Origin of the sequence: Terriglobus sp. (genome assembly GCF_965201105.1) — a bacterium.
GTDB lineage: Bacteria > Acidobacteriota > Terriglobia > Terriglobales > Acidobacteriaceae > Terriglobus.
On the sequence record NZ_OZ241741.1, the window covers coordinates 2,261,825 to 2,288,353 of the forward strand.

Here is a 26,529-nt window from a genome sequence, read left to right on the forward strand (position 1 = left end):
CCAACCGCGCATCCCAAACCGGATGCGAACGGTTCTTCTTTCTGCTGCGCTTCTGCCCCTTCTGCTGACCGGCTGCAAGACCGACAATGCCATCCGCAAAGGCGCCGTGGTCGATCACGGCAATGAGGTCAAGTACGATCCCGCGCCGAACGCGGCAAGCACCGGCACCGTGACCGGGACCGTGCAGTTTGCGGGCACGCCGCCCGCGCGCGTACCGATCGACATGAGCCAGGATCCGGCTTGTTCCCTGGCCGGTCAGCCCAATCTGTCAGAGCAGGTGATCGTCGACCACGGCCACTTGGCAAACGTCTTTGTCTACGTGAAGGGCGCTCCGCACCTGAAGGCGCCCGCGGCACCGGTCGTCATCGACCAGCACGGCTGCCGCTTTCAGCCGCACGTAATCGCAGTCGCGGCGGGCGGTGCTGTGGAGTTCCGCAACTCCGATCCGGCCATGCACAACGTGCACTCCATGGCGGTGCAGGCGGGGAACCGCAACATAGACCTGTCGCAGGGGCCCGGCGCCAAACCGGAGCAACTCTTCTATCGCGATGCGGAAAACATGATCCCGGTGCGCTGCAACAATCACCCCTGGATGAATGCGTTTATCAACGTGGCACCGAGTGTCTTCTTTGCGGTGACCGCGCCAGACGGAAGCTTTACGATCAGCGGCCTGCCCCAGGGCACCTATGATGTGGTGTTTGTGCATGAGAAGCTGGGCGAGCAGCATATGCAGGTCAGCATTAAACCGCAGACCAGCACAGCGGTCACGGTCACATACAAGGCGCAGTAGGAGATCCGCATGCACGTTGGAGTTTTGAGCTTCGTTCCCACGCACATTTTTCCGCTCTGGTTCCTGGTGATCAGCCTGTTCCTGCCGCGGCTGAGCCTGCTGGTCTGGTGGTGGGATCACCAGCACGGGAACGTGCTGGCGATTCCGATCCTGCCGGCGATCGTCGCCTTGCTGGTGCCGCGCGCGCTCATCCTGTACCTGATTTACACCGAGCAGGGCATCTCCGGATGGTTCCTGATCCACGCCATTGCGGCGGTGATCGCGTGGTACGGCATCGGTGGGCGGTATGTGCAGCGCCGCTGGTCCGACGACGTATAACTTTGCTCTGCCGACGCCGCGCCTCCTGAGCGAGGGCGCGGCGTACTCACGTATCCTTGATTCATTGAGACTCATTGATCGCCGAGTAAAGGACCAGCGCACGTGGAGCGAAGACGGGTAGGCATTCTGGGTGCGACCGGCACCGTGGGACAGCGGTTCGTGCAGTTGCTGGAGCGGCATCCATGGTTCGAGGTTGCATGGCTGGCCGCCAGCGACCGCTCCGCCGGCAAGACCTATCGCGATGCCTGCGCATGGAAGCTGGATACGCCCATGCCGCAGCGTGTCGCGGACATGGTGTTGCAGCCGAATACCCCCGGCGCGTCGGAAACAGACCTGCCGCGGATTATCTTTGCCGCGCTGGATGCGGACGTTGCCCGCGACCTGGAACCGCGGTTCGCCGCCGCAGGCTGCGCGGTGATCTCCAACTCCAGCGCCTTTCGTATGGCAGCGGACGTGCCGCTGGTCATTCCGGAGGTGAACGGCGACCACCTGGGTCTGATTGAGTCGCAAGCTGTTCGCGGGCAGAGCGGCGGATTTATTGTGACGAACCCGAACTGCTCCGCTATCGGCCTGGTTCTGGCTCTGAAGCCGCTGGAGCAGCGTTTCGGCATTGAAAGCATGTTCGTGAGCACCATGCAGGCGGTCAGCGGTGCGGGCTACCCTGGCGTTGCCTCGCTCGACATCCTGGGCAACGTAGTTCCGTTCATCAGGAACGAAGAAGAGAAGATGCAGGAAGAAATTGGCAAGCTGCTGGGCCGCTACACCGGCTCCGCCGTTGAATCCTTGCCTGCGAAGGTCAGCGCGCACTGCAACCGCGTCGCGGTGGTGGAAGGTCATACGGAGTGCGTCAGCATCAAGCTGCGCACCCCAGCGACGCACGAGCAGATACTGGACGCCTGGCAGAGCTTTCGCCCGCTCGACGGCAAGCAGTTCCCTTCCGCGCCGGACTGCCCGGTGATCTACACCGGCGCGGCCGACCGGCCGCAGCCCAGGCTGGATGTGAATGCGGGAGGGGGCATGAGCACCACAGTCGGCCGCCTGCGGCCCTGTACCCTGCTGGACTGGAAATTTGTGCTGCTGAGCCACAACACGCTGCGCGGCGCGGCCGGGGCGGCTGTGTTGAATGCCGAGGTGCTGGCACGCAGTGGCAAGCTGCCAAAGGACGCTGCATGAGGGATCAGGCCTCGGGGCGCAGCGACGTGGTTGTGATGAAGTTCGGCGGCACCTCAGTGGAAGACGCCACCGCCATTGCGCGCACTGTCGGCATTGTTGCGGGCCGGCGCGCCAAGGGTTTGCGACCGTTCGTCGTTGTCTCCGCCATGGCCAAAGTGACGGATTCGCTGCTGGCGGCTGCAGGTGCTGCCGGTCAAAGCGACCGGGCCGGCGCACTCGCGATCAGCGCACGGCTGCGCGGGCGGCACCTGGAAGCCGCGGCCAAGCTGGTGGACGCCGCCGCCACCAATGTGCCGCTGTCCAACGCGCTGCACGCCGAGTTCGACGCGCTCGATGACTTGTTGCGCGGCATCGCCGCGGTAGGCGAGTTGACGCCACGCACCACGGATCTGGTGGTCAGCTTTGGCGAGCGGCTCTCCAGCCGCATCGTTGCCGCGGCCTTTACACACGCCGGCCTGAACGCCACGCATGTAGATGCGCGCACCTGCATCATCACCGATGACAGCTTCGGCAAAGCCGTGCCGCTGGAAGACGCGATTGAGCAGGCGATGGAGCGCATTGCCCTACCCATGCTCGACGCGGGCCAACTGCCCGTGATGGGCGGCTTTATCGGCGCAACCGCGACGGGTGTCACCACGACGCTGGGCCGAGGCGGGAGCGATTTTTCGGCAGCCCTGGCTGGGGGTGCACTGCGCAGCGGAGCGATCGAGATCTGGACGGACGTGGACGGCATTATGACGACCGATCCGCGCATTTGCCCGGACGCGCTGCGTGTAAAAACCATCAGCTTTGAAGAGGCCGCCGAGCTCGCCTACTTTGGCGCAAAGGTACTGCATCCTGCGACGATCCTGCCGGCCGTGCAGCAGAACATTCCGGTGTGGGTGCTGAATTCGCGCAACCCCGCGAACGAGGGCACGCGCATCACTGCAGTCGCGCCGCCGTGCAAGTCGCCCTTCAAGTGCATCGCGGTCAAAAAGCGCCTGACCATCGTCGACATCGTCGCGAGCCGCATGCTCATGTCGCACGGCTATTTAAAGGCCGTGTTCGACGTGTTCGACAAGCATCGCGTGGTCATCGACATGGTTTCGACGAGCGAGGTGTCAATCTCGGTCACGGTCGACACCAGCGACCGGCTGCCCGCCATTGCCGCCGATCTGCGGCAGATTGCAGACGTGAAATTTGAAAGCAACAAGGCGTTGATCTGCATGGTCGGCGAAGACATTCGCGGCCACAACGGGATCGCCGGCGAGGTCTTTACCGCGGTCGGCCACGTGAACGTTCGCATGATCTCGCAGGGTGCCAGCGAGATCAACATGAGCTTCATGATCGAAGAGGAAGACGTGGAGGAGGCCGTGCGTGCCCTGCACCGCGCCTTTTTCAGCGGCCCCGATCCCGCAATTTTTGACGTCGGCGCCCAGAGCGTGCAAACGGTCGATGTTCCGGCCGGTGCCGCCCTGCCCGTCGCATAACGGAGGAGATACACATGCGGATTCTGGTTCTGGGTCACGGCAAAACAGGCAAGCTGGTCGCGGAGGTCGCGCACGAGCGCGGCCACGGCGTACACGTGCTGGACGCGAAGGAAAACCCGGGCGGTGCAGCACTGACCGCTCCGTTTATCGCTGGCTTCGACGCGGCGATCGACTTCACCACGCCCCAGGCGGTCCAGACCAATCTGCGCGCATTGCTGGCGAACGGAGCCAAAGTGGTAGTAGGTACCACGGGTTGGTACGACAGCTTAAAGGACATGCGCGATCTTGCGCAGCGCCGCAACGCCGGCATGCTGTACGGCACGAATTTCTCCGTAGGTGTACAGCTGATGTTGCAGCTTGCCACGGAGATGACCTCGGCGCTGAGCGGGGCCGGGTACACGTTTGCGATCGAAGAAACACATCACGCAACAAAGCTGGACGCACCGTCGGGCACCGCGCTCACATTGCAGCAGGCGGCCGGCGCCGCGGGACAGGTGCCGATCACGTCAAAGCGGGAAGGGGACGCCACCGGCCTGCACATGCTGGAGGCGCGCAGCGACGCCGACCGCATTGTGCTGACGCACGAGTCGTTCTCACGTCGCGGCTTTGCCGAGGGAGCGGTGCGCGCTGCGGAGTGGCTGGCCGGCCGCACCGGCGTGTATGACTTCCGGGACATCTATACGCAGCTGAAGTAAGCGTCAGACATTTCCTATGACAGAACTCACGCGTTTGGAAGGGCACAGCTTTAGCTGTGCCCTTCCGTTCACCAACTCTCCAGTTAATTCTCCGGCTCTCTCCAAATCGTTAGACTTCTTGTATGAGCACTTCCACCGTCGCCGCGAGATCGTTTGAAACCCTGACCTTTGAAGAAAAACTGGACCGGCTGGCGCTGGTCGCGGTGCGCGTGGGCCTGAACCTGCAGCCGGAGCAGGAACTGGTCATCAGTGCTTCTCTCGACCACGTGCCGTTCATTCGCCGCATCACCGAGCATGCCTATAAGGCGGGTGCGAAGGCCGTGACAACGCTTTACGCGGACGATGAAACGATCCTGGCGCGTTATCAGTACGCGCCCGACTCCAGCTTCGACTACACGCCAAAGTGGCTGGCCGACGGCATCGCCGTAGCGTACGGCTCCGGCGCGGCGCGGCTCGGCATTGCCGGCGCAAACCCCGCGTTGTTGAAGGGCCAGGACCCGGCAAGGGTCAGCCGCGCAAACGTGGCCACAAGCAAAGCGATGAAGCCGGCCATGGAGCTGATTACGCGGCATGCGATCAACTGGTCGATTCTGGCCGGGGCGACACCGGAATGGGCGAAGCTCGTCTTCCCGCACCTACATGAGGCCGCGGCCGTACCGGCGCTGTGGGAGGCGATCTTCAAGGCGTCGCGCATCACGGGCGACGATCCGGTCGCCGACTGGAAGCAGCACGGCCGGAACATTGCCGCACAGGTCGAGCGTCTGAACGAAAAGCGCTACAGCGCCCTGCATTTCCGAGGTCCGGGAACGGACCTGACTGTGGGTCTGGCAGATGACCACCTTTGGGCAGGTGGCGGCGGCGTGGGCGGCAACGGCATCTTCTGCAATGCGAACATTCCGACGGAAGAATGCTTCACCACGCCGCACAAGGACCGCGTCAGCGGCACCGTTAGCGCAAGCAAACCGCTGTCGCATCAGGGCACGTTGATTGAAAACATCCAGGTGCGCTTCGAAGACGGACGCATTGTGGAAGCCAACGCCAGCGCCGGGGAAGACGCGCTGCGCAAGCTGATCGCCGTCGACGAGGGTGCAAGCCGCCTGGGCGAGGTCGCGCTGGTGCCGCACTCGTCGCCCATCGCGCAGAGCGGCCTGCTCTTCTGGAACACGCTGTTCGATGAGAACGCGGCCAGCCATATCGCGCTGGGTCAGGCGTATGCCACGTGTATCCGCGATGGCGAGCACATGGACGAGGCCACGCTTGCCGGCAAGGGGGCAAACACCAGCCTGATTCACGTGGACTGGATGATCGGCTCCGGCGAGGTGGATGTGGACGGCGTGCGCGCCGATGGCACCAGCGAACCGCTGATGCGGCAGGGCGAGTGGGCCTAGCGGTTTACGCGGCGACGCGCAAACCACGGCGATCGTAGACGGCCTGCCCAGTCTCGATCGGCTACTCGTTGTTAGCTGTCCCTTGGCTTGCCCTCGTTCGGAATCGGCAACGTGGCGCATAAGCACGCCTCCGCGGCATCTCGCCAGAACCGGAATCGCGGTAGACTCAACTGCGGTCATGAACTCTCCCCTAGCGCTCGCCGGCGTTGGCACGGCACTGGTGACACCGTTTCTTCAGGACGGCTCGCTCGATCTCGCTTCACTGCGGTCCCTGGTCGAGTGGCAGATTGCGAACGGTGTGGCACTGCTGGTTGCGTGCGGTTCCACGGGCGAGGCCGCCACGCTGTCTGAGGACGAGACGGTCGAGGTCGTGCAGACGGTCGTGGAGGTTGCCGCCGGCCGCGCGCCGGTCTTTGCCGGGTGCACGCACAACAGCACGGCCGAGGCGGTGCGGCGCGCAAAGGTGCTGGCTGCCGTGCCGGGCGTCACGGGCATCCTGACCGCTAATCCGTACTACAGCAAACCGAATCAGCGCGGCCAGTTTCTTCACTTTCAGGCGATTGCGGACGCGGTCGCACGCATGCCGGTGCTGCTCTACAACATTCCGGGACGTACGGCGGCAAACCTGGAACCGGCGACCGTGCTGCAGCTTGCCAAGGCGTGCAGCAATGTCGTGGGCGCAAAGGAGTCGAGCGGCAGCATGCAGCAGATTACGGAATTGATCGCCGGTGCGCCCGCAGGCTTTCACGTGCTCGCCGGCGATGATTACCTGGCATTGCCCGTGCTGGCGGCAGGTGGCGTGGGCGTGGTCTCGGTCGCGTCGAATGTGGCGCCCGCGCAGGTGATCCGCATGATGCGCTCGGCCTCGCAGGGCGACTGGACCACGGCGCACTTGCTTGCGAAGCAGCTTGCGGCGCTCACGGCCGCGCTGTTCCGCGAGCCGAACCCCTGCCCCGCAAAGTCGCTGCTGCGCAGCATGGGCCGCATTCAGGACGACGCCGTCCGGCTGCCGCTGGTACCGGTCACGGACGCGCTTCGCGATGAGTTGAAGCGCCTCGCCGCCGAGCTGCAGCTTTCGTAGCGGCGCTCGCAAGCAGCGCCACCGTCTCGCTTGCGGCAGGCCGCCACGAACCTTTCACGTGCTGCATACGCCGGCGCAAGCCTGGTTGATAAACTCGCTTTATGACCCCGGTTGCAGACGTTTCCGCCGGCTCGCTCCAGAGCCGGATCGAGCATTTCTTCTCGCTTGGCGCGGCCGCCGCGCAGGAACGCGAGGCGCTGGACAGCTTTCATACGTTGCGTGAGGCGCTGGAAGGCGGCACCCTTCGCGCCGCGGAGCCGGATGCGGCGAGCCCGCTCGGCTGGAAGGTAAATGCCTGGGTCAAGCGCGGCATCCTGCTCGGCTTCCGTCTCGGCGCACTGACCGAAATGTCCGCCGGCTCTTTTGTCGACAAACACACCTACCCCGCGCGTGTGTGGACGGCGGAAGAGGGGGTGCGCATTGTTCCCGGCGGATCGTCAGTGCGTTCCGGTGCGTTTCTGGCACGCGGCGTGGTCTGCATGCCACCCATGTACGTGAACGTGGGTGCCTATGTGGACGAAGGCACCATGATCGATTCGCACGCACTGGTCGGCAGCTGCGCACAAATCGGCAGAGGCGTTCACCTGAGCGCGGCGGCACAGATCGGCGGTGTGCTGGAGCCGGTGAACGCATCACCGGTCATCATTGAAGATGACGTGCTTGTCGGCGGCAACACCGGCGTGTATGAGGGCGCGGTCGTCCGCAAAGGCGCGGTGCTTGCCGCGGGAACCATCCTGACCCGTGGCACACCGGTCTACGACGTGGTGAACGAAACGGTGATTCGCGCGACTGCGGAGATGCCGTTGGTGATTCCCGCAGGTGCGGTTGTCGTGCCTGGATCGCGCGCAATCACAAAGGGTTCGCAATCCGGAATCAGCGTTTACACGCCCGTGATCGTGAAGTATCGCGACGACAAGACCGAGCTTTCACTAGCGCTCGAGGACCTGCTGCGCTAGCCTGCGGCACAGATGGAGCGGCATACATGGGACTGACACACTCGCTGGTGGGCAAGGATGGATTCCGGTTGCGCGGAATCGAGATGTCGCGGGTCGATGGCTTTTCGGATGTGGTGTTTGGCTTTGCACTCACGCTGATCGTGGCTTCCCTGGAAGTGCCGAAGACATTCAGCGAACTCCATGAGGTGCTGGTCGGATTCGTCCCATTCGCGGTCAGTTTTGTGCTGTTCATGATGGTGTGGCTTTCCCACTTCCGGTTCTTTCGCAGGTTCGGCTTGCACGATCTGGGCACGATTCTGATCAATGCGGGGTTGTTGTTTTCCGTGCTGTTTTACGTGTATCCGCTGAAGTTTTTATTTCGGGTATTCACGTCGCAGTTGATGGGACAGCAGATTGCTGCCGATACGTTCGCCAATAGTGAGCAGATACGCGAACTGGTCATCGTGTACGGCCTCGGCTTCGCAGCAATCTACTTTTTCCTGTTTCTATTGAACCTGCACGCTTGGCGCCTTCGGAGCGAACTGGATCTGAACAGGCTGGAGCTAGTGATTCTGAAATCGGAGTACGTGGATCTGGCGGTTGTGTGCGGCATTGGGCTAGTAGTCGCAGCACTCGCAACGATGACCAGTGCACGAAGTTCCCCGAATGCATGCTTCGCCTTCTTTCTGATTGGTATCTGGAAGACCGTCTCCGGCTTCTACTTCGGAAAACGAATTCGGAACATGCGCGAAACCGCTCATGGAAGTACCGAGCCACCCGTGCACGAACCGCTGCCGGGCTGATCTTGGGTGTTCCGACAGGGCTGAATCCCGCAGCTGACTGCGTAAGTTGCCTTGCAGTTCCTGTCTCTAGTCGAGCGACACGGGCTCTCATCGGTTGGGGCGATCTGGGAGAACCGCGCACACTGGCCGCGGAGGCTTTTGGCCTACGGTGGTAGGCTGAATCTTGATGAGTCTGGAAACACTGAAGATTGTTCCGCTGGGCGGCCTGGGTGAGTTCGGCATGAACTGCATGGCCGTGCAGTGGAAAGATGACATCCTCGTCATTGATGCCGGCCTGATGTTCCCCGAGGATGACATGCTCGGCGTCAACATCGTCGTCCCCGACATCAGCTTTCTGCTGGAAAACCGCGAAAAGGTCCGCGCGATTCTGCTGACCCACGGTCACGAGGATCACGTGGGCGGCCTGCCTTGGATCCTGAGCGAGTTGAACGTGCCCGTGTACGGCACAGAGTTCACGCTGACGCTGGTCGAGGGCAAGCTGGAAGAGCACAAGCTGCTGGACAAGGCCGACCTGATCGAGATGCTGCCCGGCTCCAGCTTTGAACTGGGCCCGTTCCGCATCTCGCCCCTGCGGGTCACGCATTCGCTGGTCGATTGCGTCGCGCTGGCGATCCGCACGCCGGTGGGCACCATTGTGCATACGGGTGACTTCAAGATTGACCTGTCCAGCCCGGACGGCCACCCGTTCGACCTGCAGAGCTTTGCGGAGCTGGGCAAAGAGGGCGTGTTGCTGCTGCTGCAGGACTCCACCAACGTGGACCGCCCCGGCTTTACGCCCGGTGAGCTGGCGGTGCTGCCGCGGTTAGATGAGATCTTCGCGCGCACGGAGCGACGGCTCTTCTTCACCTGTTTTTCGTCGTCGATTCATCGGATCAAACTCGCCATGGATCTGGCGCACAAGCATGGCCGCAAGGTCGCGCTGATCGGCCGTTCCATGGATAACGCGACCGAGATTGCGCAGGAGCTGGGCTACATCGACCCGCCGCCCGGCCTGCTGATCCACAGCGGTCAGTTGAAAGATATGCCACCCGAGAAGGTGTGCGTCTTGATCAGCGGAACTCAGGGCGAGCCCATGAGCGCGCTGAGCCGCGCCGCCGTGGACAACCACAAGCACGCCCGCATCGAAGCGGGAGACACCGTGGTCTTCTCGTCGCGAGTCATCCCCGGCAACGAAAAGCCGATCTACAACGTGATCGACCATCTGTACCGCCGCAAGGCACGCGTGATCCACGACGACGGCCGTTCCGGCCTGATTCACGTGAGCGGCCATGCATCGCAGGAAGAACTGCGGCTGATGATCAATCTGCTGCGGCCCAAGTACTTCATTCCCGTGCACGGCGACTACCGCCACCTCACGCAGCACATTGAAGTTGCAACCGGCACCGGCATCCCCGAACAAGCCATGCTGGTGGAAGATGGCGAGGTTATCGAACTGACTGCCGGCAGCATGAGCAAGACCGGTAAGGTCGCGACCGGCCGCGTGCTGATCGATTCCGGCTCCGCCACCGAAGCAGTGGAAGAGATGATCATCCGCGACCGCAAGCACCTGAGTGAGGGCGGACTGGTGCTAGCCATCATCACCATCGACAAGATGACCGGCCGCCAGCAGGGCTCGCCAGAGATCGTGACCCGCGGCTTTGCGGTGAACGAACAGACGATGACTGCGGAAGCGCGCCAGACGATCGCGCGGACGCTCGACGAAAGCTCCATCGAAGAGCGCCGCGACTGGATGCTGATCAAGGAAAAGGTGCGCTCGGACCTGAAGCGGCAGATTCAGAAGAACACAGGCCGACGGCCCATGATCATGCCGGTCATCCTGGAGATCTGAGTTCCACCGGTGCCGCGCCGTTTCCCACGTCCGCGTTCCATCCTGAAACGGCGGCATCGCGAAGTTGGCGTAGCCGCGGCCGGCAAGTCGGTGCTGGGTGGCCGTCTGGGTGCCCGTTACGACCAGGCGCGCGACCGGTACGGCGCGGGCTGGCTTTGGGGCGGCTTTGCCGTTTTCACGCTGGCACTGTTGCTCGTGCTGGCATGGCCCTGGCTCCACGTGCACCTGGAGGCCGTGGCGGTGCTGAAGACCGTGAGTGGCGACCCCCTGCCCCGTCCGCTGGCTGCGCTGGCGACCGAGCCACTCGAGCAACACACGCTGACCCTGAACACCGAAGCCGGGCCGGTCCGCGCACGGATGTATACGCCCGTGCGCCACCCGGACGCACCCGGCCTGATCGTGTTCCATGGCGTGCACCACCTGGGCATGGATGAGCCGCGCCTGATGAGCTTTGCGGCGGCCATGGCTGCGTGTGGCCTGCAGGTGCTGACGCCGGAGTTGCCGGACATTAAGGACTACCGTGTCAGTGAAAACAGCGTGCAGGTTATCGGCGCCAGTGCAAAATGGTTTGCGGCGCAAAAGCATCGGCCCGTGGGCGTAATGGGGCTGAGCTTCAGCGGCGGACTGTCACTGGTCGCGGCTGCCGATCCGGCGTACCGGCCCAGCATGAAACTGGTGTTCGCGGTGGGATCGCAAGGCGCAATGGGCCGCGTTGCCAGCTACTATCGCACGGGCGAAGCCGCGCGGCCCGACGGATCGATGGAGCTGCTGCCCGCACACGAGTACGGCCCGCTGGTGCTGGAGTATGAACACGTCGAAGAATTCGTGCCATCCGGCGATGTGGAGCCGGTGCGCAAGGTACTGCGGGCGCACCTGTATGAGGACAAGGACGCCGAACGCGCAGCCATGGAAGAGTTGTCTCCGCGCCAGCAGGCAGAGGCTGCCGAGCTGACGGATGCTGGTTCTGACGAGGTACACCGCATGCTCCGCAACAGTGAGCTGCGGCACCGTGCGGAACTTGCGGGCCTGTCGCCTGAGCTTCACCTCGGCGAACTGACGGTGCCTGTGTTTCTGCTGCACGGTGAGGCAGACAACATCATTCCAGCGGCGGAAACGCTTTGGATGGCGAGCGAGTTGCGTGCCACCACGCTGCAGGCGGCGCTGGTCAGTCCCGTGCTCTCGCACCTGGACATGGCGAAAGCCCCTAGCGGCATGGATACGTGGCGGCTCATCCACTTCATGGCTATGGTGCTGCGGGCTGCCGAACGTTAGCGAGTTCAGACTGGTTGCGATCGCGTGAAAGAATCAGCTATGGCCTTATTCATGCCGCTGGTCACCCTGGAACAGATTGAACAGGCGCGCGAACGCATCGCGGGTGTCGCGGTGCGCACCGGGCTGTATCGGCTCGACCTCCAGCACGCCCGCGGCCTGGGCTTCACGTTGCCGGACGACCTGCCCACGATCTGGCTGAAGGCGGAGAACGAGCAGCCGATCGGCAGCTTCAAACTGCGAGGCGCGTACAACAAGGTCGCAAGCCTGACCGAGGATGAGCTGGCCCGCGGTGTGGTCGCGCACTCCAGCGGCAATCATGCGCAGGGTGTTGCGTACGCGGCGAAGGTGCGCGGCGCCAAAGCGACCATTGTGATGCCCGAGATTGCGCCGCGGATCAAGCGCGACGCGACGGCGTCGCACGGGGCGGAGATCGTGCTGGTCGGCCCGGCAAGCTCGGAACGCATCGCCACCGCGGATCGCATCGTGCGCGAGACCGGCGCGGTATTGGTGCCGCCCTACGATGACGACTTGATCATCGCCGGCCAGGGCACATGTGGGCTCGAGATACTGGAGCAGTTGCCCGAGGCCGATCTGGTGCTGAGTCCTGTCAGCGGCGGCGGCCTGTTGAGCGGTATCGCGACGGCAATCAAGTCTTCGCGAACCGATGTGCGCGTGTGGGGCGCGGAACCCGAGCTGGCCGGCGACGCCGCCGAGAGCTTTCGCCGCCGAGAGATTGTGGAATGGCCCGGCTCGCAAACTTCAAAGACCATTGCGGACGGGCTGCGCACGCAAAGCCTGGCACAACGGACTTACAACCACATCGTTGCGTATGTTGACGGCATTCTTACCGTCACGGAAGACGAAATCCTGGAAGCGACGCGCCTGCTTCTGACCGCGGCGAAGATGGTGGCGGAGCCAAGTGGCGCGGTGACGCTCGCGGCTGCCCTCTTCCATGCAGAGGAGCTTCCCGCCTCGCGCAACGTCGTGTGCGTCGTCAGCGGCGGCAACCTGGACCCAGCGCTCCGGCAGGAGTTGATCGAGGCCGAGTCGTAGCGTCTAACTTCCTGTATGCGCTTTTTTGCCTCGACGCTTGCTGCTTTCCTCCTGCTTCCTGCTGCTTTCCTGTCCGCGCAATCGAAGGCGGAACATGCCGGTGAGCGCGCGACCGTGCTGCACACCGCCGTGGTCTACGTGGATGCCGATGCAAACTCACAAAAAGTAAGCGAGGTCACGCCAGGGCACGAAGTGGTCATCGTCAGCCGGTCCGGGCCCTGGGTCAAGGTGTTCGCCAACACGGACGTGGAGGAGCGGAACACGGACGACGAGCCCGAGTTCAGCGTGGAGGAGAACGCCGTGCCGCGCTCCGGATGGATCCGCAACAAGGGCGTGGTGAGCAATGCGACAGCCAACGGTGATCGACTGATCTACGGCGCGGCGGCCAGCGCGGAGGCCGAGGCTGGCGAGCCACACGCTCCGAAGATCGCCGCCGGCTCCGCGCATCTGCTCTATCGCCGAGTCGCCGAGTACTTTCCAAATTCGCCGCTGGCGGGCGAGAGCGCATGGCGGTCCGCCGACATTCGCTGGCAGGAAGAGAAGTTCGACGCGCGCACGCTGCCAAGCTATCGCGATCCCGACCCGAACAACCGGCCGAAGCTGTACCAGGACGCGTTGCGCAAAGTGGTGAAGCAGCAGGCGGGCACGAAATATGCCGCGCTCGCCGCATACGATCTGCTGGATGCGAAGCTGTGCGGCGACTGGCAGGGTCTGCCAAAGTGTCCCGCCATGGAGAGCGAGGTGTATGAGAAGTACGCCAACACCTACCCCGACGGGCCGAAGACGGCGGAGGCGCTTTGGAACGCGGCGTATCGCCAAGGCGTGCTGGTGACCATGTACGGTGCGGAGGACAATACGAAGAAGGCCGACGCCGCCGCGCAGCATGCGCATGCGCTGCGCGACCAGATGATTGCGAAGTTCCCGGCGAGCGATTACACGGCGCGCGCGCAGGCTCTGGTATACAGGGTGGAGCAAGGCATCGCGATTTACGGCACGGACCGCGATTGATTCGTCAGCGCGTGCTCATCCCGCGCGGCCAGCCACGATCCTGTTTTCCAGTGGAGCGCGCTTGAACGAGTATCTGTTGTCCGTCATCCTCGGCATCGTCGAGGGGCTCACCGAGTTTCTGCCTGTCAGTTCGACCGCGCACCTGCGCATCGCGGAAGCGATGCTGCACATTCCGTTGGACGATCCGTACTGGAAGATGTACACGATCGTGATCCAGTTGGGCGCGATTCTGGCGCTCTTGCTGCTGTTTCTGGGCCGGGTCGTTCGGTTCTTCAAGACCTTTCCGCAGGGTGAGCACGGCGAGAAGACGTGGCTGACGCACCCGCTTTCATTGGTCACCGTAGCGTTTGTGTGCACGGCGATTCCGGCGAAGTTGCTGACCAAGGTTGTCGGCAAAAACCTGGAAAACTTGACTGTGATGGCGCTGGCGCTGCTGATTGGCGGCGTGGTGATGTGGGCCGTGGACGCGTGGGCATCGCGGCGCGAGCCAACGACGACGCACGTGGAAAACATGTCGCTGGGCCAGTCGATCTGGATCGGTCTCTGCCAGGTGATCAGTGCGGTCGTCCCGGGCACGTCGCGGTCGATGAGCACGATTGCGGCAGCGCAGCTGGTGGGGACGGACCGCGCGACGGCACTCGAGTTTTCGTTTCTGCTATCGATTCCGACCATGATCGTGGCGACCGGCTACGCCCTGCTGAAGGCGCTGCACCCGTCGCACGAGGAGGGCGCTGGCGCGCTGGCGCCGTTGACCATGGGGCCGGAGCGATGGATTGTGCTGATGATTGGCATAGCTGTCTCGTTCATCGTGGCCTACGTGGTAGTTGCGTGGTTTCTGAACTGGGTGCGGCGGCGCGGGTTTACGGTGTTTGCGGTGTACCGGATCATCCTGGGCGCGGCGCTGCTGGTCTGGCTGCACCAGCACCGGTAGGCCGGCGAGCGTAGACCCAGGCCCACGCGATCAGGACGAACTGAAGCGGCAGGCGCGCAAGCAGGGCCCAATGCGGCATGCCGGCGAAGCGGTCCGCGGCGTGCTGCAGCATAAACCAGTGGACGTCGAAATAGCCGAGCAGCATAACGATGATGCCGATGGCGGCTGCCCGGCGGGTTTGCGGCACAAGCAGGCCCAGGCCACCTGCGATTTCGGCGACGCCGGTAGCGGCGACCCAGAAGGCGGGGTGGGTGTAATGATCCGGCATGATGGCGAGATAAGTGCGCGGATGCCAGAGGTGGTTGAAACCGGCGGCTGTGTAGAGCAGGGCTTGCGTGTAGAGGCCGGTTTTGTACCAGCGGGGTGGCATAGGTGCCTTTCAAGATCGCACGACAGGCGCACCGCACCGGCGAACAAACGTGGCAGTCTGGCACGAAACAAAGAAAGCCCCGCCAGTGAGGCGGGGCTTTGTTCCGCAAAAACCGCGCTTCAAGCGGCCCGGTGCGGAGGTTGTTTGCCGGAAGTAGTTGCTTCCCGGCGAAACCGGCTTAAGACTTGCTGCTGTCGCGCGCTGCCTTGACATAATCGTGGGAGGTCTGGATGTGCGCGGCCTGGGTGCTGAGCATCTGGTGAACAGGGAGCGGCAACTCCAGCTTCAGGGCTTCGGCGTATGCCTTCTTGATGGTGTCCTCGCCCTGCTCCGCAGATTCAAGCAGGGTGTGATCCCCACCGCCAAGCTTGGCCTTCAGATCGCCCCAGGTGCGGTGGAGAGAGCCAGCGACGCTGCCGGATTCCTTCACGTCCTTCACACCTTCCTTGTGCAGCGTGTCTTCCAAATCGCCACGGAACGAGGCGCGCTTGAGGCTTTCGGCGAGGAAGAACTTCTTGAGCGTGTCGTCCTGCATGTGGTCACCGATGTCCTGAAAGCCCTGCTGGCTGTCGATCAGGGTTTTGATGAGGCCACGGAGGGTATCTTCGGTTTCCTTCAGCATCTCTGCCATGGTGCTATTCCTTTCGGTCCGGTTGTGAGCCGGGTTTGCCGCGCAGTCTGCTGCGCAAAACTTGGGAGTGTGCCGCCACGTGATTGAGGGCGATCAGGACAGGTAGTCCGCCGGCTGACGCGATTCTCCTTTGCCGGCGGCAAGCGGAGGAAATCGCGAAAACCCGCGCCCACCTGCCCTTCTCGCTTTTCCAAGGACCCGCGGCACTGGGCCTGCCGGGTATGTTCTGGTGCATAGGAAGCAGCGTCTCGTCAACGGGTTGCTCGCGTGGTTCCCCTGGCAGATTTGCGCACCTTCGCCAAGTGTTCTCCGCGACAATCGTGGTGTGATGCGCAGATTGTCTCCTCCCCAGGGCACGTTGCGGCATTGCAGGAGGACTGAAGAACGATGCGACCACTCCGGCTGGAGAGTACGCCGACCCGACACCGCCGCGTGAACGAGGTGCTGGGCATGGCCGTCCTGGTAACGGGCCTTCTGCTGCTGCTGGCGCTGGTGAGCTACCACCCGGGCGACCCATCGCTGGACACGCTGACCGCCGCGGGTGACGCAGGCACGCCACACGTGAACAACTGGGCAGGCCGGCTGGGCGCGAGCGTGAGTGACCTGTTGCTGCAGGTGCTGGGCGTGGCGGCGTTTGCCCTGCCGCTGCTGGTGGGGCGGCTGGGCGTGTGCTGGATCCGGTCGCGGGCGCAGGGTTCGCCGCTGGCGCGAACGTTAGGGATGGTGCTGTGGCTGGCCGCGGCTCCGGTTGCGCTGGCACTGCTGCCGGGAGCGATGCGGTACAAGGGGGCGCTGCCGCTCGGCGGCGTTCTGGGCGCGGTACTGGCGCACCTGCTGTTGCTGGTGCTGGCGTACCCCGGGGCGTGCGTGGTTGCCGGTCTGCTGGTGGTGGTTGCGGTGTACCTGTCGACGACCTTTACGTTCAACACGGCGCAGGAGTGGGCGACGGAGCGGGTGGGCGTGGTGAGCCGGCTGCGGAACCGCTTCCAGGGATGGCGTGACCAGAGGAGCGACGCCGCCGAGGAGCGGTCGGAAACGCGCCGCGAGCGTGAATTTGCCAAGCAGCAGGCGGCGGAACAGAAGGCAGAAGCGAGACGGCGCGCGGCGGAAAACGGATCTCTGCTGGGTGGCTTATTTGCAAAGTGGGGTTTCTGGCGCAAGGGCATCCGGCCGGACCGGGCAGTGTTGGAAGATGGCTCGCCGGTGTCGCGAAGCCTGTTTTCGCAAATGCCGCGAACGGACGTGGATGCCGGGCCCGAGCCGGAGTTTGCGCCGCTACCAGCGCACCTGCAGCATGCGGCGGATACACAGTTGCAGGCCGAACTGGCTGATGCCGAGCCGGCACAGGGCGGCTTTGAGGACTGGAACGCGCCGGAGGCGGTCGTGCATGCGGAGGCGCCGTTCGACTGGTTGGAGGCAGCCGAGGCGAAGGCGGGAACGCAGCGAGGCGAAGTGGTGGCGTTTCCGGGACCTCGGAAAGTTTCCGCGGCGCCGATCGCCGAGCGCGTGGCGGCACCCAAGCCGGAGCCGATGGAGGAGCAGGGCATCTCGTTTGGCAAGCGGGCGGATGAAAACCTGCAGCCGGTGACGATGACCGCGAAGAGCGTGCGCGGCTACAAACTGCCGCCAAGCTCCCTTCTGTACCGGAACGAGGAGCATGCGTCGATTCGCGAGGATGCGCTGCGGGATGAAGCGCGTGTTCTGGTAGAAAAGTGCGGCGAGTTTGGCGTGGACGGTCAGGTGACGCAGATTAACCCGGGGCCGGTGGTGACGACGTTTGAGTTCCGTCCGGATGCGGGCGTGAAGTACTCGCGCGTGACCGGGCTGGCAGACGACCTGTGCCTGGCGATGGCGGCGGAGTCGATCCTGATCGAGCGCATGGCGGGCAAATCAACCGTGGGCATCCAGGTGCCGAACGGCGAGCGCGAGACGATCTGGCTGCGCGACGTGGTGGAGAGTGAAGGCTTCGCCAACTCGAAAAGCAAGGTCGAGATGGCGATGGGCAAGGACATCAACGGGCGCATTGTGACCGCGAACCTGGCGGCGATGCCGCACGTTCTGATCGCGGGCTCAACCGGTTCGGGCAAGTCGGTGGCGATCAACGCCATGATCATGAGCGTCCTATTCAAGGCTACGCCGGAGCAGGTGCGCATGATCCTGGTGGACCCGAAGCGGGTCGAGCTGGGGATGTACGAGGGGATCCCGCACCTGTTCACGCCGATCATCACGGAGCCGAAGCTGGCGGCGAACGCCCTGCGCAACGCGGTGCGCGAGATGGAGCGCCGGCTGAAGCTGCTGGCGTCGCGGCACGTTCGCAACCTGGACCAGTACAACAAGCTGTTTGAGAGCGGGCAGTTGTTCAACGAAGACGGCGAGGAGCAGGAGCCGCTGCCGTACATCATGATCATCATCGACGAGCTGGCCGACCTGATGATGCTGGACAAGGCCAACGTGGAGGAGTCGATCACGCGGCTGGCGCAGATGGCGCGCGCGGTTGGCATTCACCTGGTGTTGGCGACGCAACGGCCCAGCGTGGACGTCATTACAGGCTTGATCAAGGCCAATGTGCCGACGCGGATGAGCTTTCGGCTGGCGACCAAGGTGGACTCGCGGACGATCATCGATTCAAACGGCGCGGAAAGTCTGCTGGGTCGCGGCGACATGCTGTTTCTGCCGCCGGGTACTTCTAGGTTGCAACGGGTGCATGCGCCGTTTGTGACAGAGAAGGAGATCTCGGACGTGGTTTCGTTTTGGAGAAGCCAGGGCGAAGCCGAGTACGTGGAAGGCTTCCTGGAAGGTCCGAAGGATGACAAGGCCGGGCGCGATGGTGCGGATGGTTCCGCCGAGGACGACGGGGACGAGCTGTTCGATGACGCGGTGCGGCTGGTGTTTGAGTTCGGGAAGGCGAGCACTTCCCTGCTGCAGCGTCGGCTACGCATTGGGTACGGACGCGCGGCGCACCTGATCGACCTGATGGAGCGAGATGGGCTGGTGGGTCCGGCAGATGGGTCGAGGCCGCGGGAGATCTTGAAGCGACCGGATTTTTATCGCGAGGTGGATGAGGCGCTGCGGTAGCTACTTCGTTTGACTTAGGAATGGTCCGTCTTCGGACGGCCTTTCTCTTTGCGAAGCAGTTCGAGCCCAATCCAGAGGGTGAGCAGTAGGGTGGTGCCTAGGATGGCGATCGCGACGAGCAGGCGGGAGATGGGGTGGTGCGCGGGGTGGTCCAGGTCGGGGTTCGGTTCGAGCGGGCCCATGGTGGCGTAGGGGCGCTGCTGGTCGGTGGAGAAGCCGTCCGAAAGGCCGTAAACTTTGGCGGCGATGCCCTGGCCTCCGCCGAGGTACAGGACGAGGGGGGCGGCGGCGCGCGGCTGGTAGCAAAGAGAGCGGCGGCGCATTTCGAGGATGACGCGCTGTACGGGTACGATTCCGTGCGGCTCCAGGAACGGACCGACATTGACCTCAACATTCGCGGCATTTTGCAGGTTTGCGCCAAGAGTAATGGCCAGGGCTGGATGCGCCTGGTCGATGGTTCCGCCGACGTGCTCCGCTTCGGAGATCGCACCGGCGGCTGGTGGCAACGCGCTCACAGTAACGTTCTCAAAACCGACGTAGGGTTCAAGACGCAAGCGCTCGACGGGTACTTTCGGCGGCAATTCAGTTTCAGCGCGACCCGTGAACAGTCCGGGTGGCGGGGGAAGAGGTCCGCTGCCGTGCCAGCCATCAAACGAAGCACCTGACTGGCGCATGTGAAGTGGAAGCACGAGCACGGCTTCGTACTCGGAGCGGTCGTCGTCTGGTGTTACGCCGCTATTGAGGGCGCGTTCGTCGTAGCTTTCCTCGATGACGTAGGGCAGTTCGGTGCCGTCCTGAAACAGACGCAGGTCGCGCAGCGCGGGTGCCGCGTTCGCGAAGGTGGCGGCATCGAGCACGACACAGGCCTGCTGGGTGCCGGCGCCGGGCGGCGGAGTAATGATGCGCTGCCAGTGAAAGCCGCCAGCGGGTGTGCCGGGCGGGGTAAGCAAGATTGCGGCGATGATAGCCACCACTGGCAAAATACGGGTTTCTCCACTCCGCAGGTGCAAAAAGCCGCACCTACTCCGGTCGAAATGACACGGCTAACTAAAGCATAGCTGCGTGGAGCATCGTCCTTTGGGCGATGCGCAAGCGGCTGTCGCGACTGGGGACAGACAAGGTAGAGTGCTTGGGATGAGTGTGGAACGATTGCTGCTGGTTGAGGACGATGAAACGACGCGCGAGGTGCTGGTACTGCTGCTGGAAGCGGACGGCTGGTCGGTGCGTGCGGCGGGCAGCGGTGAAGCCGCGACGGACGCGTTGGCCGCGGGCGAGGTCCGTCCAGTGGTCATTTTGTGCGACCTGCACCTGCCCGGCATCCACGGCGGGGCACTTGCAGAAGCGCTGCGTTCCATGGCGCCGGAGGCGGCGCTCCTGGCGATGTCTGCGTCGGAGTCCAGCGACGGGGCCGCGGGGTATCAGGCGCTGTTGCGAAAGCCGTTCGGGCCGCCGGAAGTGCGAGCGGCGCTGGCAGCGTTGGCAGCAGCGGCTTCAAACACAGGCGCGGAGCCCGGCGTTCGCTCCGGGCGGGACAGCTCCGCGCAAAACGAGGACGAAGGCGGGCTGCCGGTCGTGGCGACGGAGACGTTTTTAAAACTCGAGCAGCAGATGGGCCTGCGGGCGAAAGATCTGTACGCGTTTGCCCTTGCGGACGCGGAGGACCGGCTGCGGCGGATGGGAAGTCTGCCGCCAGAGGGCATCGCCGCGTTTCAGGCCGAGGCGCACCAGCTGAAAGGGTCGGCGGGCATGATCGGGGCGCAGCGGCTGGCGAGGTTGGCCGCACAAGCTGAGCTGATGGACGCGATGTCCAGTTACGGCTTACGCACGGAAAAGGTACGTCGAATGCACCTTGCATGCGACGAAATACGCCTTATGCTGAAGACACTGTTTCCAATTTAGGTGGCCCGTGCTGCAATCCGCAGCTCATGCAAACCCCTCCGGAGAAAACGCACGTGTCGAGTGTACTGACGAGCGCAAAGACTGACGTGAACGGCAACGCAATCGGCACCATTCGCCTGATCGTGGCCGACGATCACCCGGTGGTGCGGTTTGGCGTGAAGAACATGCTGTTGCAGGAGCCAAACTTTGAGGTGATCAGCGAGGCCGGCGACGGCGATGAGGCGATCACGCAGGCCCTGGAACACGAGCCCGACATTCTGCTGCTTGACGTGCAGATGCCGCGGCTGCCCGGGCTGGAAGCCATGCGGGCGATCATGAGCAAGTCGCCGCGGGTCAAGATCATCCTGCTGACGAGCACGATTACGACGCAGCAAATCATTGAGGCGCTGCAGATTGGCGCGCGCGGCATTGTGCTGAAGGATTCGGTCGCGGGCGATCTTGCGGAATCGATTCGCGCGGTGTACAGCGGCGATTACTGGATCGGCGGCGAGCGCGTAATGAACCTGTTGCAGGCGCTGCACGGGCTGATGCAGAAGGCCGCCACCCTGCCAGAGAAAAAGACCTATGGACTGACACCGCGCGAACTGGAAGTGGTGCAGAGCATTGTGGAAGGCTGCTCGAACAAGGACATCGCGAAGCAGTTCAACATCAGCGAGGAGACAGTCAAGCGGCATCTGTCGAATACCTTCGATAAGACCGGCGTTTCCACGCGGCTGGAGCTTGCGTTGTTTGCGATTTCGCACAAGCTGGTCGACCCGATTTAAGCGGCTTAGACGAAAGGGGCGGCGATGTGGCGAGCAGCCGTCCCGGAAAGCTAAACCGAAGCTACACAAAGGTGGTAGTAAGGCGACACTGCCCCGGCATGACGCATCCGTCTTAGTGGGCGCACAACCGGTGCGTCGACCGGAGTGTTGTTGTGAACCGTCTTTCTGTGAATCGTCCCGCTGGCTCGACCTGCCTGCGAAACCGGCTTGCCGCCTTTGCCGCGGGCCTGGCGCTTGTTGCCACGCTTTCCGTTTCCGCGCTGCGCGCGCAGGAGCCGAACCCAACTGCTGGCCTGAGCAACGGCGGCCAGACTGCACGGCCTGCGGGCGAGCTGAACGGCGTCCCGTTGTACCGCGTGAACGTGGTCAGCCGTGACCTGGACGCGGTGAACTACTTCCACCGCAGCGGTTCCACGAAGATCAACTTTGTCGGCACGCCGCTGGCACCCAGGGTGCGCGGCAATGCCAAGGTGAACAGCGAAAAGGGCCGCATTACGGTGGACGTCCACCTGGATGGGCTGACGCCGGCGAACGGTTTTGGTCCGGAGTACCTGACCTATGTGCTGTGGGCGATCACGCCGGACGGCACGCCGAGCAACCTGGGTGAGATTCTGCCCAGCGGCAAGGACGTGAGCCTGCAGGTGACGACGAACCTGCAGTCGTTCGGCATGATCGTCACGGCCGAGCCGTACTTCGCCGTACGCGTGCCGAGCGACCTGGTCGTGGCGCAGAATGAAATCATCAACGACCGGACCCAGGGCGTGCTGGAAAAGGTGAATGCGCACTTCAGCCTGCTGCCACGCGGAGCCTACGCGCAGACGGCCGGGCCGCACACGGTGGTGGACCCGATTACGCGGAACGAGCACAGCCCGCTGGAGCTGTACGAGGCGCACAATGCGTACAACATCGCACGCATGGCGGGTGCGGAGCAGTATGCGCCGGACATTCTGGCGCAGGTGCGGACGAACCTGCAAAACGCTGATGCGATGGACCAAAACAAGCATCGCGACGAGAAGATGGAAATTACCTACGCGCGTGAAGCGGTGCAGCGCGCCGAGGATGCGCGCATCCTGAGCCTGCGCAAGCAGTCGCAGGAACGGCAGCAGGCGCAGATCGATGCGCGCCAAGCGGCGGAGGCGCAGGCCCAGCAGTCGCAACTGCAGGCGGCGCAGGCAGCGGCAGCAGCGGCGCAGTCGCAGGCGGCAGCGGATCGTGAAGCGGCACAGCGCGCCCGCGCCGAAGCAGACGCAGCAAACGCGCAGGCAGCAGCAGACGCAGCGCGTGCGCAGGCCGATGCGGCAAACCAGTCGGTGGTGGCGATCCGTGAACGGCTCCGGGCGCAGTTAAACTCCGTGTTGGCAACGCAGGAAACGGCGCGAGGCCTGATAGTAACGCTGGGTGATGTCTTGTTTGATACGGGCAAATACACGCTGAAGCAGAACGCGCAGATTTCGCTGGCCAAGGTGTCGGCAATCCTGCAGCAATACCCGGATCTGAAGCTGCAGATTGAGGGCTATACCGATTCAGTGGGTAGTGACGAGTTGAACCAGAAGCTGAGCGACAACCGCGCGCGGGCGACGCAGGACTTTCTGGTACAGCAGGGCGTGAGTGCCGCGAACGTGACGGCGCAGGGGTACGGAAAGACGAACCCGGTGGCGGACAACAGCACGGCGCAAGGACGCGCGCAGAACCGGCGTGTGGAGATGGTCGTAAGTGGGCCGTCCATCGGTGTGCGGACGCAGGCTCCGGGAACGACAAACGATGCGATGCCGGCCGGAACCGCGGCACCGGCGGGTCCGGCGCAGTAGGCGGTTGCTCGCCCACCTCCGCCGCAAAAAGCGCGGCGAAGGTGGGGCACAGTCGTTTGCAGGGCTGCTCAAATCGGAGCGGCCCTTTTGCTTGCATCCAATGCTGAGTAGAGCAGGAGTGAACGAGTGAGCGAAAGTATTCAGGGGAAGGTTGCGCTTGTTACCGGCGCGAGTGCTGGCATTGGACGGGCGACGGCGTTGGCACTGGCCGCGGAGGGTTGTGCGCTGGTACTGACGGCGCGGTCGGCGGAGCGGCTGGATGAAACCGTTGCGGCGGTGAAGCAGGCGGGTGCGGCGGCCGTGCTTCCGCTGGCGTTTGATGTGCGGGATCACGCAGCGGTGGAGGCGGCCATTACCGGGCTACCGAAGGAGTTCGCGGACCTTGCCATCCTGGTAAACAACGCGGGTCTGGCGCGCGGGCTGGAGAAGCTGTGGAAGGACGATCCCGAGAACTGGGAAGAAATGATCGACACCAACACCAAGGGTCTGCTGTACGTGACGCGCGCGGTAGTGCCGGGCATGGTCGAGCGAAACGCGGGGCACGTGGTGAACCTGGGCTCGACCGCGGGCTGGCTGGCGTATGCGGGTGGCAGCGTGTATTGCGCGACGAAAGCTGCAGAGCGGTCCATCAGCGATGGGTTGCGCATCGACCTGATGGGAACGGCGGTTCGGGTCACGAGCGTGGATCCTGGCATGGTGCAGACCGACTTCAGCGAGGTTCGCTTCCGTGGCGACAAGGAGCGCGCGGCGAAGGTGTACCAGAACATCACGCCGCTGACGCCGGAGGATGTGGCGGATGCGATCCGGTATGCGGTGACGCGGCCGGCTCATGTGAATGTGTCGTCGTTGTTGTTGACGAGCATCGACCAGGCGAACTCGGTGACGTTCAACCGGCGCGGATGAGGCGCGGGTGTGTACCCTCTCGCTTCGCGAGAGTTTGCAAAAGCAAGTCCTTCGCTTCGCTCCGGATGACAATGTTGTAGGGTGGCGAGCACAGACCGATGTCAGACAGAGCAGCAAGACCCACCATCTCCGTTGCGATGATTGCGACGAACGAGGAGAAAAACCTGCCGCGCACGCTGGCGGCGCTGCAGGGCTGGGTCGACCAGATTGTGATCGTCGATTCAGGGTCGGTGGACCGGTCACCGGAGATCGCGCGCGAGTACGGCACGGAGCACTTCTTCAACCGCGACTTCAAAGGCCACGCCGAGCAGAAGAACGTGGCGATCCGGAAATGCACGGGTGACTGGATTCTGCTGCTGGATGGCGACGAGGTGGTGACGCCGGAGCTGCGGGTCGAAATTCAGCAGGCAGTGATGCAGGCGGACAAAGAGGCGTACTGGATCCCCCGGCTTAACATTTTTCTGACGCGCTGGATGCGGCATGGCGGGCTGTACCCGGATGAGAAGCTGCGGTTGTGGCGGCGTGGCGTGACGATGGTGGATGAGAGCATCGGGCCGCATGGGACGGCGCAGTACGACCAGCGCAAGGGGCAGTTGCGGCACCATTTGCAGCACTACGGGTACCCGGACTTTGCGAACTACCTGGATCACATGAATGAGTACTCCAGCGGCACGGTGGCGGCGCTGTCGAGGAAGCTGGCAGACCGGCCCTCCTGGTACCTGCTGGCGCAATCGTTCGCGAATCCGTTCTTTGGCTGGTTAAAAAATTACTTCCTACGCGCGGGATTTCTGGACGGCACGGAAGGATTAATCTTTCACCTGAACCACGCGGTCTATGTGCACTGGAAGTATGTGAAGGTTTGGGAGAAGCGAAGGCGCGAACGAAAGCTTGCGCAGGATGAAGAAGCGCCGCCGGTGATGTAGCCACTTGGCTAGTGAAAGCATCAGAAGCGGCACATGCCTTCTGACAACATGACCACACAGGCGCGGTCGCGCATAGACGGCGCGGCGGTGTACCGCAAGATCGCCTGGCGGCTGATCCCCTACATCTTTGTGCTCTACATTCTGGCCTACCTGGATCGCGTGAACGTGGGGTTTGCGGCGCTGGAGATGAAGCGGGACCTGCACTTGACGGACTCGGTGTATGGCTTTGGCGCGGGCATCTTTTTCCTGGGCTCGTCACTCTTCGACTTGCCGAGCAATCTGGCCCTGAATAAGGTAGGAGCGCGCAAGTGGATTGCGCGCATCATGATCACGTGGGGCATCATCGCGACCGCGATGATGTTTGTGAAGGGCGCGCATTCCTTTTACGTGATGCGATTCTTTCTGGGCGTGAGCGAGGCCGGGTTCTTTCCCGGCATGATCCTGTACCTGAGCGCGTGGTTCCCGTCGCAGCAGCGGGCGAATGCGGTGGCGCGATTCATGACGGCAACGGCGATCGCGGGAGTGATCGGCGCGCCTATCTCAAGCGGGCTGCTAAAGCTGGAAGGCGCGGCCGGACTGCACGGGTGGCAGTGGCTGTTTCTGGTAGAAGGCGTGCCGACGTTCCTGATGGGGATTTCCGTTCTGTTCGTGTTGCGCGACAAGCCGGACGACGCGTCCTGGCTGAGCGGCGAAGAGAAACGGTGGCTGGACGCGGAGTTGGAGCGCGACCGCAAGGAGGGTGGCGCGAGCGAGCACCATTCGCTGGGCGATGCGTTTCGTACGCCGATGGTGTGGGTGCTGGCGGGCATTTTTTTTCTGGACCAGATCGGCGTGTACACGGTAAACCTGTGGTTGCCGTTGATGCTGAATGGGCTGCTGCACGGCGGCGGCGCGGCCGGCAGTGCGCTTTCGTCGCAGGATGCGAGCTATATTGCGCGGTGGACGGTGATTCCCTATCTTGCGGCAACGGTGTTCATGGTGCTGATTGGATGGACGAGTGACCGGACGGGCGAGCGGCGATGGCACATCGCGGGGTGCCTTGCACTGAGTGCGGTGGGGTTTGGGCTGTCTGCGGCAACGCACAGCTTTGCGTTGACGCTGTTTGCGATGACGCTCGCGGCGATGGGGTATTGGAGCATCATGGGGCCGTTCTGGGCGCTGCCGACGCGGGTGCTGAGCGGGCAGGCTGCGGCGGGCGGCGTGGCGATCATCACGATGGTTGGCGGCGTAGGGGGCTTCTCTGGGCCATTCCTGACCGGGCGGCTAAAGGACATGACGCACTCGTTCACGGCGGGGCTACTGGTGATAGGCGGGCTGGCGCTGCTGGGAGCGGTGCTGTGCGCGCTGCTGAAGAGGCAGGGGCAGCCCCAGGAGAATGCTATGCATCGAGAACCTGTCAGAGCTTAGGAACA

The 26,529-nt window shown here is 63.4% G+C and carries 24 protein-coding genes; 21 read left to right on the forward strand and 3 right to left on the reverse strand.

What is annotated here, in order from left to right:
* Positions 1-22: 22 nt before the first annotated feature.
* The 14 genes from ACOFKT_RS09835 (at position 23) to ACOFKT_RS09900 (ending at position 14,744) form a co-directional block, all read left to right on the forward strand.
* The gene (locus ACOFKT_RS09835; RefSeq protein ID WP_419803816.1) at positions 23-790 is read left to right on the forward strand and encodes a carboxypeptidase regulatory-like domain-containing protein; all 768 of its coding nucleotides are present in this window, start codon (positions 23-25) and stop codon (positions 788-790) included.
* A 9-nt stretch (positions 791-799) separates the two neighbouring features.
* A complete protein-coding gene (locus tag ACOFKT_RS09840) occupies positions 800-1,108 on the forward strand; it encodes a hypothetical protein (RefSeq protein WP_419803817.1) in 309 nt (102 codons plus the stop codon).
* Positions 1,109-1,210: 102 nt separating this feature from the next.
* A complete protein-coding gene (gene asd, locus ACOFKT_RS09845) occupies positions 1,211-2,281 on the forward strand; it encodes an aspartate-semialdehyde dehydrogenase (RefSeq protein ID WP_419803818.1) in 1,071 nt (356 codons plus the stop codon).
* A complete protein-coding gene (gene lysC, locus ACOFKT_RS09850; RefSeq protein ID WP_419803819.1) occupies positions 2,278-3,750 on the forward strand; it encodes a lysine-sensitive aspartokinase 3 in 1,473 nt (490 codons plus the stop codon). The genes asd and lysC overlap by 4 nt, the downstream gene beginning before the upstream one ends.
* A gap of 14 nt (positions 3,751-3,764) precedes the next feature.
* The gene (locus ACOFKT_RS09855) at positions 3,765-4,445 is read left to right on the forward strand and encodes a 4-hydroxy-tetrahydrodipicolinate reductase (protein WP_419803820.1); all 681 of its coding nucleotides are present in this window, start codon (positions 3,765-3,767) and stop codon (positions 4,443-4,445) included.
* Positions 4,446-4,567: 122 nt separating this feature from the next.
* Positions 4,568-5,833: an aminopeptidase gene (locus ACOFKT_RS09860; RefSeq protein WP_419803821.1), complete on the forward strand. Its 1,266-nt coding sequence runs from the start codon at positions 4,568-4,570 to the stop codon at positions 5,831-5,833.
* A 178-nt stretch (positions 5,834-6,011) separates the two neighbouring features.
* Positions 6,012-6,914 carry a 4-hydroxy-tetrahydrodipicolinate synthase gene (dapA, locus tag ACOFKT_RS09865; RefSeq protein WP_419803822.1) on the forward strand — a complete coding sequence of 301 codons (903 nt, stop codon included), beginning with the start codon at positions 6,012-6,014 and terminating at the stop codon, positions 6,912-6,914.
* A gap of 101 nt (positions 6,915-7,015) precedes the next feature.
* Entirely contained in the window at positions 7,016-7,870 is an 855-nt protein-coding gene (locus tag ACOFKT_RS09870) for a 2,3,4,5-tetrahydropyridine-2,6-dicarboxylate N-succinyltransferase (protein WP_419803823.1), read from the forward strand.
* A gap of 26 nt (positions 7,871-7,896) precedes the next feature.
* Positions 7,897-8,652, forward strand: coding sequence for a TMEM175 family protein (locus ACOFKT_RS09875; protein WP_419803824.1), 756 nt, complete (start codon positions 7,897-7,899; stop codon positions 8,650-8,652).
* Positions 8,653-8,818: 166 nt separating this feature from the next.
* Entirely contained in the window at positions 8,819-10,480 is a 1,662-nt protein-coding gene (locus tag ACOFKT_RS09880) for a ribonuclease J (protein ID WP_419803825.1), read from the forward strand.
* Between the two features lie 9 nt (positions 10,481-10,489).
* A complete protein-coding gene (locus tag ACOFKT_RS09885) occupies positions 10,490-11,752 on the forward strand; it encodes an alpha/beta hydrolase (protein ID WP_419803826.1) in 1,263 nt (420 codons plus the stop codon).
* A gap of 39 nt (positions 11,753-11,791) precedes the next feature.
* Entirely contained in the window at positions 11,792-12,805 is a 1,014-nt protein-coding gene (locus ACOFKT_RS09890) for a threonine ammonia-lyase (protein WP_419803827.1), read from the forward strand.
* A 15-nt stretch (positions 12,806-12,820) separates the two neighbouring features.
* A complete protein-coding gene (locus ACOFKT_RS09895) occupies positions 12,821-13,813 on the forward strand; it encodes a hypothetical protein (protein WP_419803828.1) in 993 nt (330 codons plus the stop codon).
* Between the two features lie 61 nt (positions 13,814-13,874).
* Complete coding sequence (locus ACOFKT_RS09900; protein WP_419803829.1) at positions 13,875-14,744, forward strand: undecaprenyl-diphosphate phosphatase; 870 nt, start codon at positions 13,875-13,877, stop codon at positions 14,742-14,744.
* Here ACOFKT_RS09900 and ACOFKT_RS09905 read toward each other — a convergent pair.
* Both ACOFKT_RS09905 and ACOFKT_RS09910 read right to left on the reverse strand, forming a co-directional pair.
* Positions 14,698-15,114 (reverse strand): DoxX family protein, encoded by a 417-nt coding sequence (locus tag ACOFKT_RS09905; RefSeq protein ID WP_419803830.1) that lies wholly within the window; start codon positions 15,112-15,114, stop codon positions 14,698-14,700. The genes ACOFKT_RS09900 and ACOFKT_RS09905 overlap by 47 nt on opposite strands.
* Positions 15,115-15,292: 178 nt before the next feature.
* Positions 15,293-15,745, reverse strand: coding sequence for a PA2169 family four-helix-bundle protein (locus ACOFKT_RS09910; protein ID WP_419803831.1), 453 nt, complete (start codon positions 15,743-15,745; stop codon positions 15,293-15,295).
* A gap of 387 nt (positions 15,746-16,132) precedes the next feature.
* On the opposite strand from ACOFKT_RS09910, the gene ACOFKT_RS09915 reads away from it, so the two are divergent.
* Positions 16,133-18,820 carry a DNA translocase FtsK 4TM domain-containing protein gene (locus ACOFKT_RS09915; protein WP_419803832.1) on the forward strand — a complete coding sequence of 896 codons (2,688 nt, stop codon included), beginning with the start codon at positions 16,133-16,135 and terminating at the stop codon, positions 18,818-18,820.
* 14 nt (positions 18,821-18,834) lie between these two features.
* On the opposite strand, the gene ACOFKT_RS09920 is transcribed toward ACOFKT_RS09915, so the two are convergent.
* The gene (locus ACOFKT_RS09920; protein ID WP_419803833.1) at positions 18,835-19,791 is read right to left on the reverse strand and encodes a hypothetical protein; all 957 of its coding nucleotides are present in this window, start codon (positions 19,789-19,791) and stop codon (positions 18,835-18,837) included.
* Positions 19,792-19,954: 163 nt separating this feature from the next.
* Here ACOFKT_RS09920 and ACOFKT_RS09925 point away from each other — a divergent pair, with 163 nt between their 5' ends.
* From ACOFKT_RS09925 to ACOFKT_RS09950, 6 genes are all read left to right on the forward strand, one after another.
* The gene (locus ACOFKT_RS09925) at positions 19,955-20,719 is read left to right on the forward strand and encodes a response regulator (protein ID WP_419803834.1); all 765 of its coding nucleotides are present in this window, start codon (positions 19,955-19,957) and stop codon (positions 20,717-20,719) included.
* A gap of 53 nt (positions 20,720-20,772) precedes the next feature.
* Positions 20,773-21,483 carry a response regulator gene (locus ACOFKT_RS09930; RefSeq protein ID WP_419803835.1) on the forward strand — a complete coding sequence of 237 codons (711 nt, stop codon included), beginning with the start codon at positions 20,773-20,775 and terminating at the stop codon, positions 21,481-21,483.
* 152 nt (positions 21,484-21,635) lie between these two features.
* Positions 21,636-23,291 (forward strand): OmpA family protein, encoded by a 1,656-nt coding sequence (locus ACOFKT_RS09935; protein ID WP_419803836.1) that lies wholly within the window; start codon positions 21,636-21,638, stop codon positions 23,289-23,291.
* A 126-nt stretch (positions 23,292-23,417) separates the two neighbouring features.
* The gene (locus ACOFKT_RS09940) at positions 23,418-24,194 is read left to right on the forward strand and encodes an SDR family NAD(P)-dependent oxidoreductase (RefSeq protein ID WP_419803837.1); all 777 of its coding nucleotides are present in this window, start codon (positions 23,418-23,420) and stop codon (positions 24,192-24,194) included.
* A 98-nt stretch (positions 24,195-24,292) separates the two neighbouring features.
* Positions 24,293-25,117 (forward strand): glycosyltransferase family 2 protein, encoded by an 825-nt coding sequence (locus ACOFKT_RS09945; protein WP_419803838.1) that lies wholly within the window; start codon positions 24,293-24,295, stop codon positions 25,115-25,117.
* A gap of 33 nt (positions 25,118-25,150) precedes the next feature.
* Positions 25,151-26,524: an MFS transporter gene (locus ACOFKT_RS09950; protein WP_419803839.1), complete on the forward strand. Its 1,374-nt coding sequence runs from the start codon at positions 25,151-25,153 to the stop codon at positions 26,522-26,524.
* Positions 26,525-26,529 lie beyond the last annotated feature (5 nt).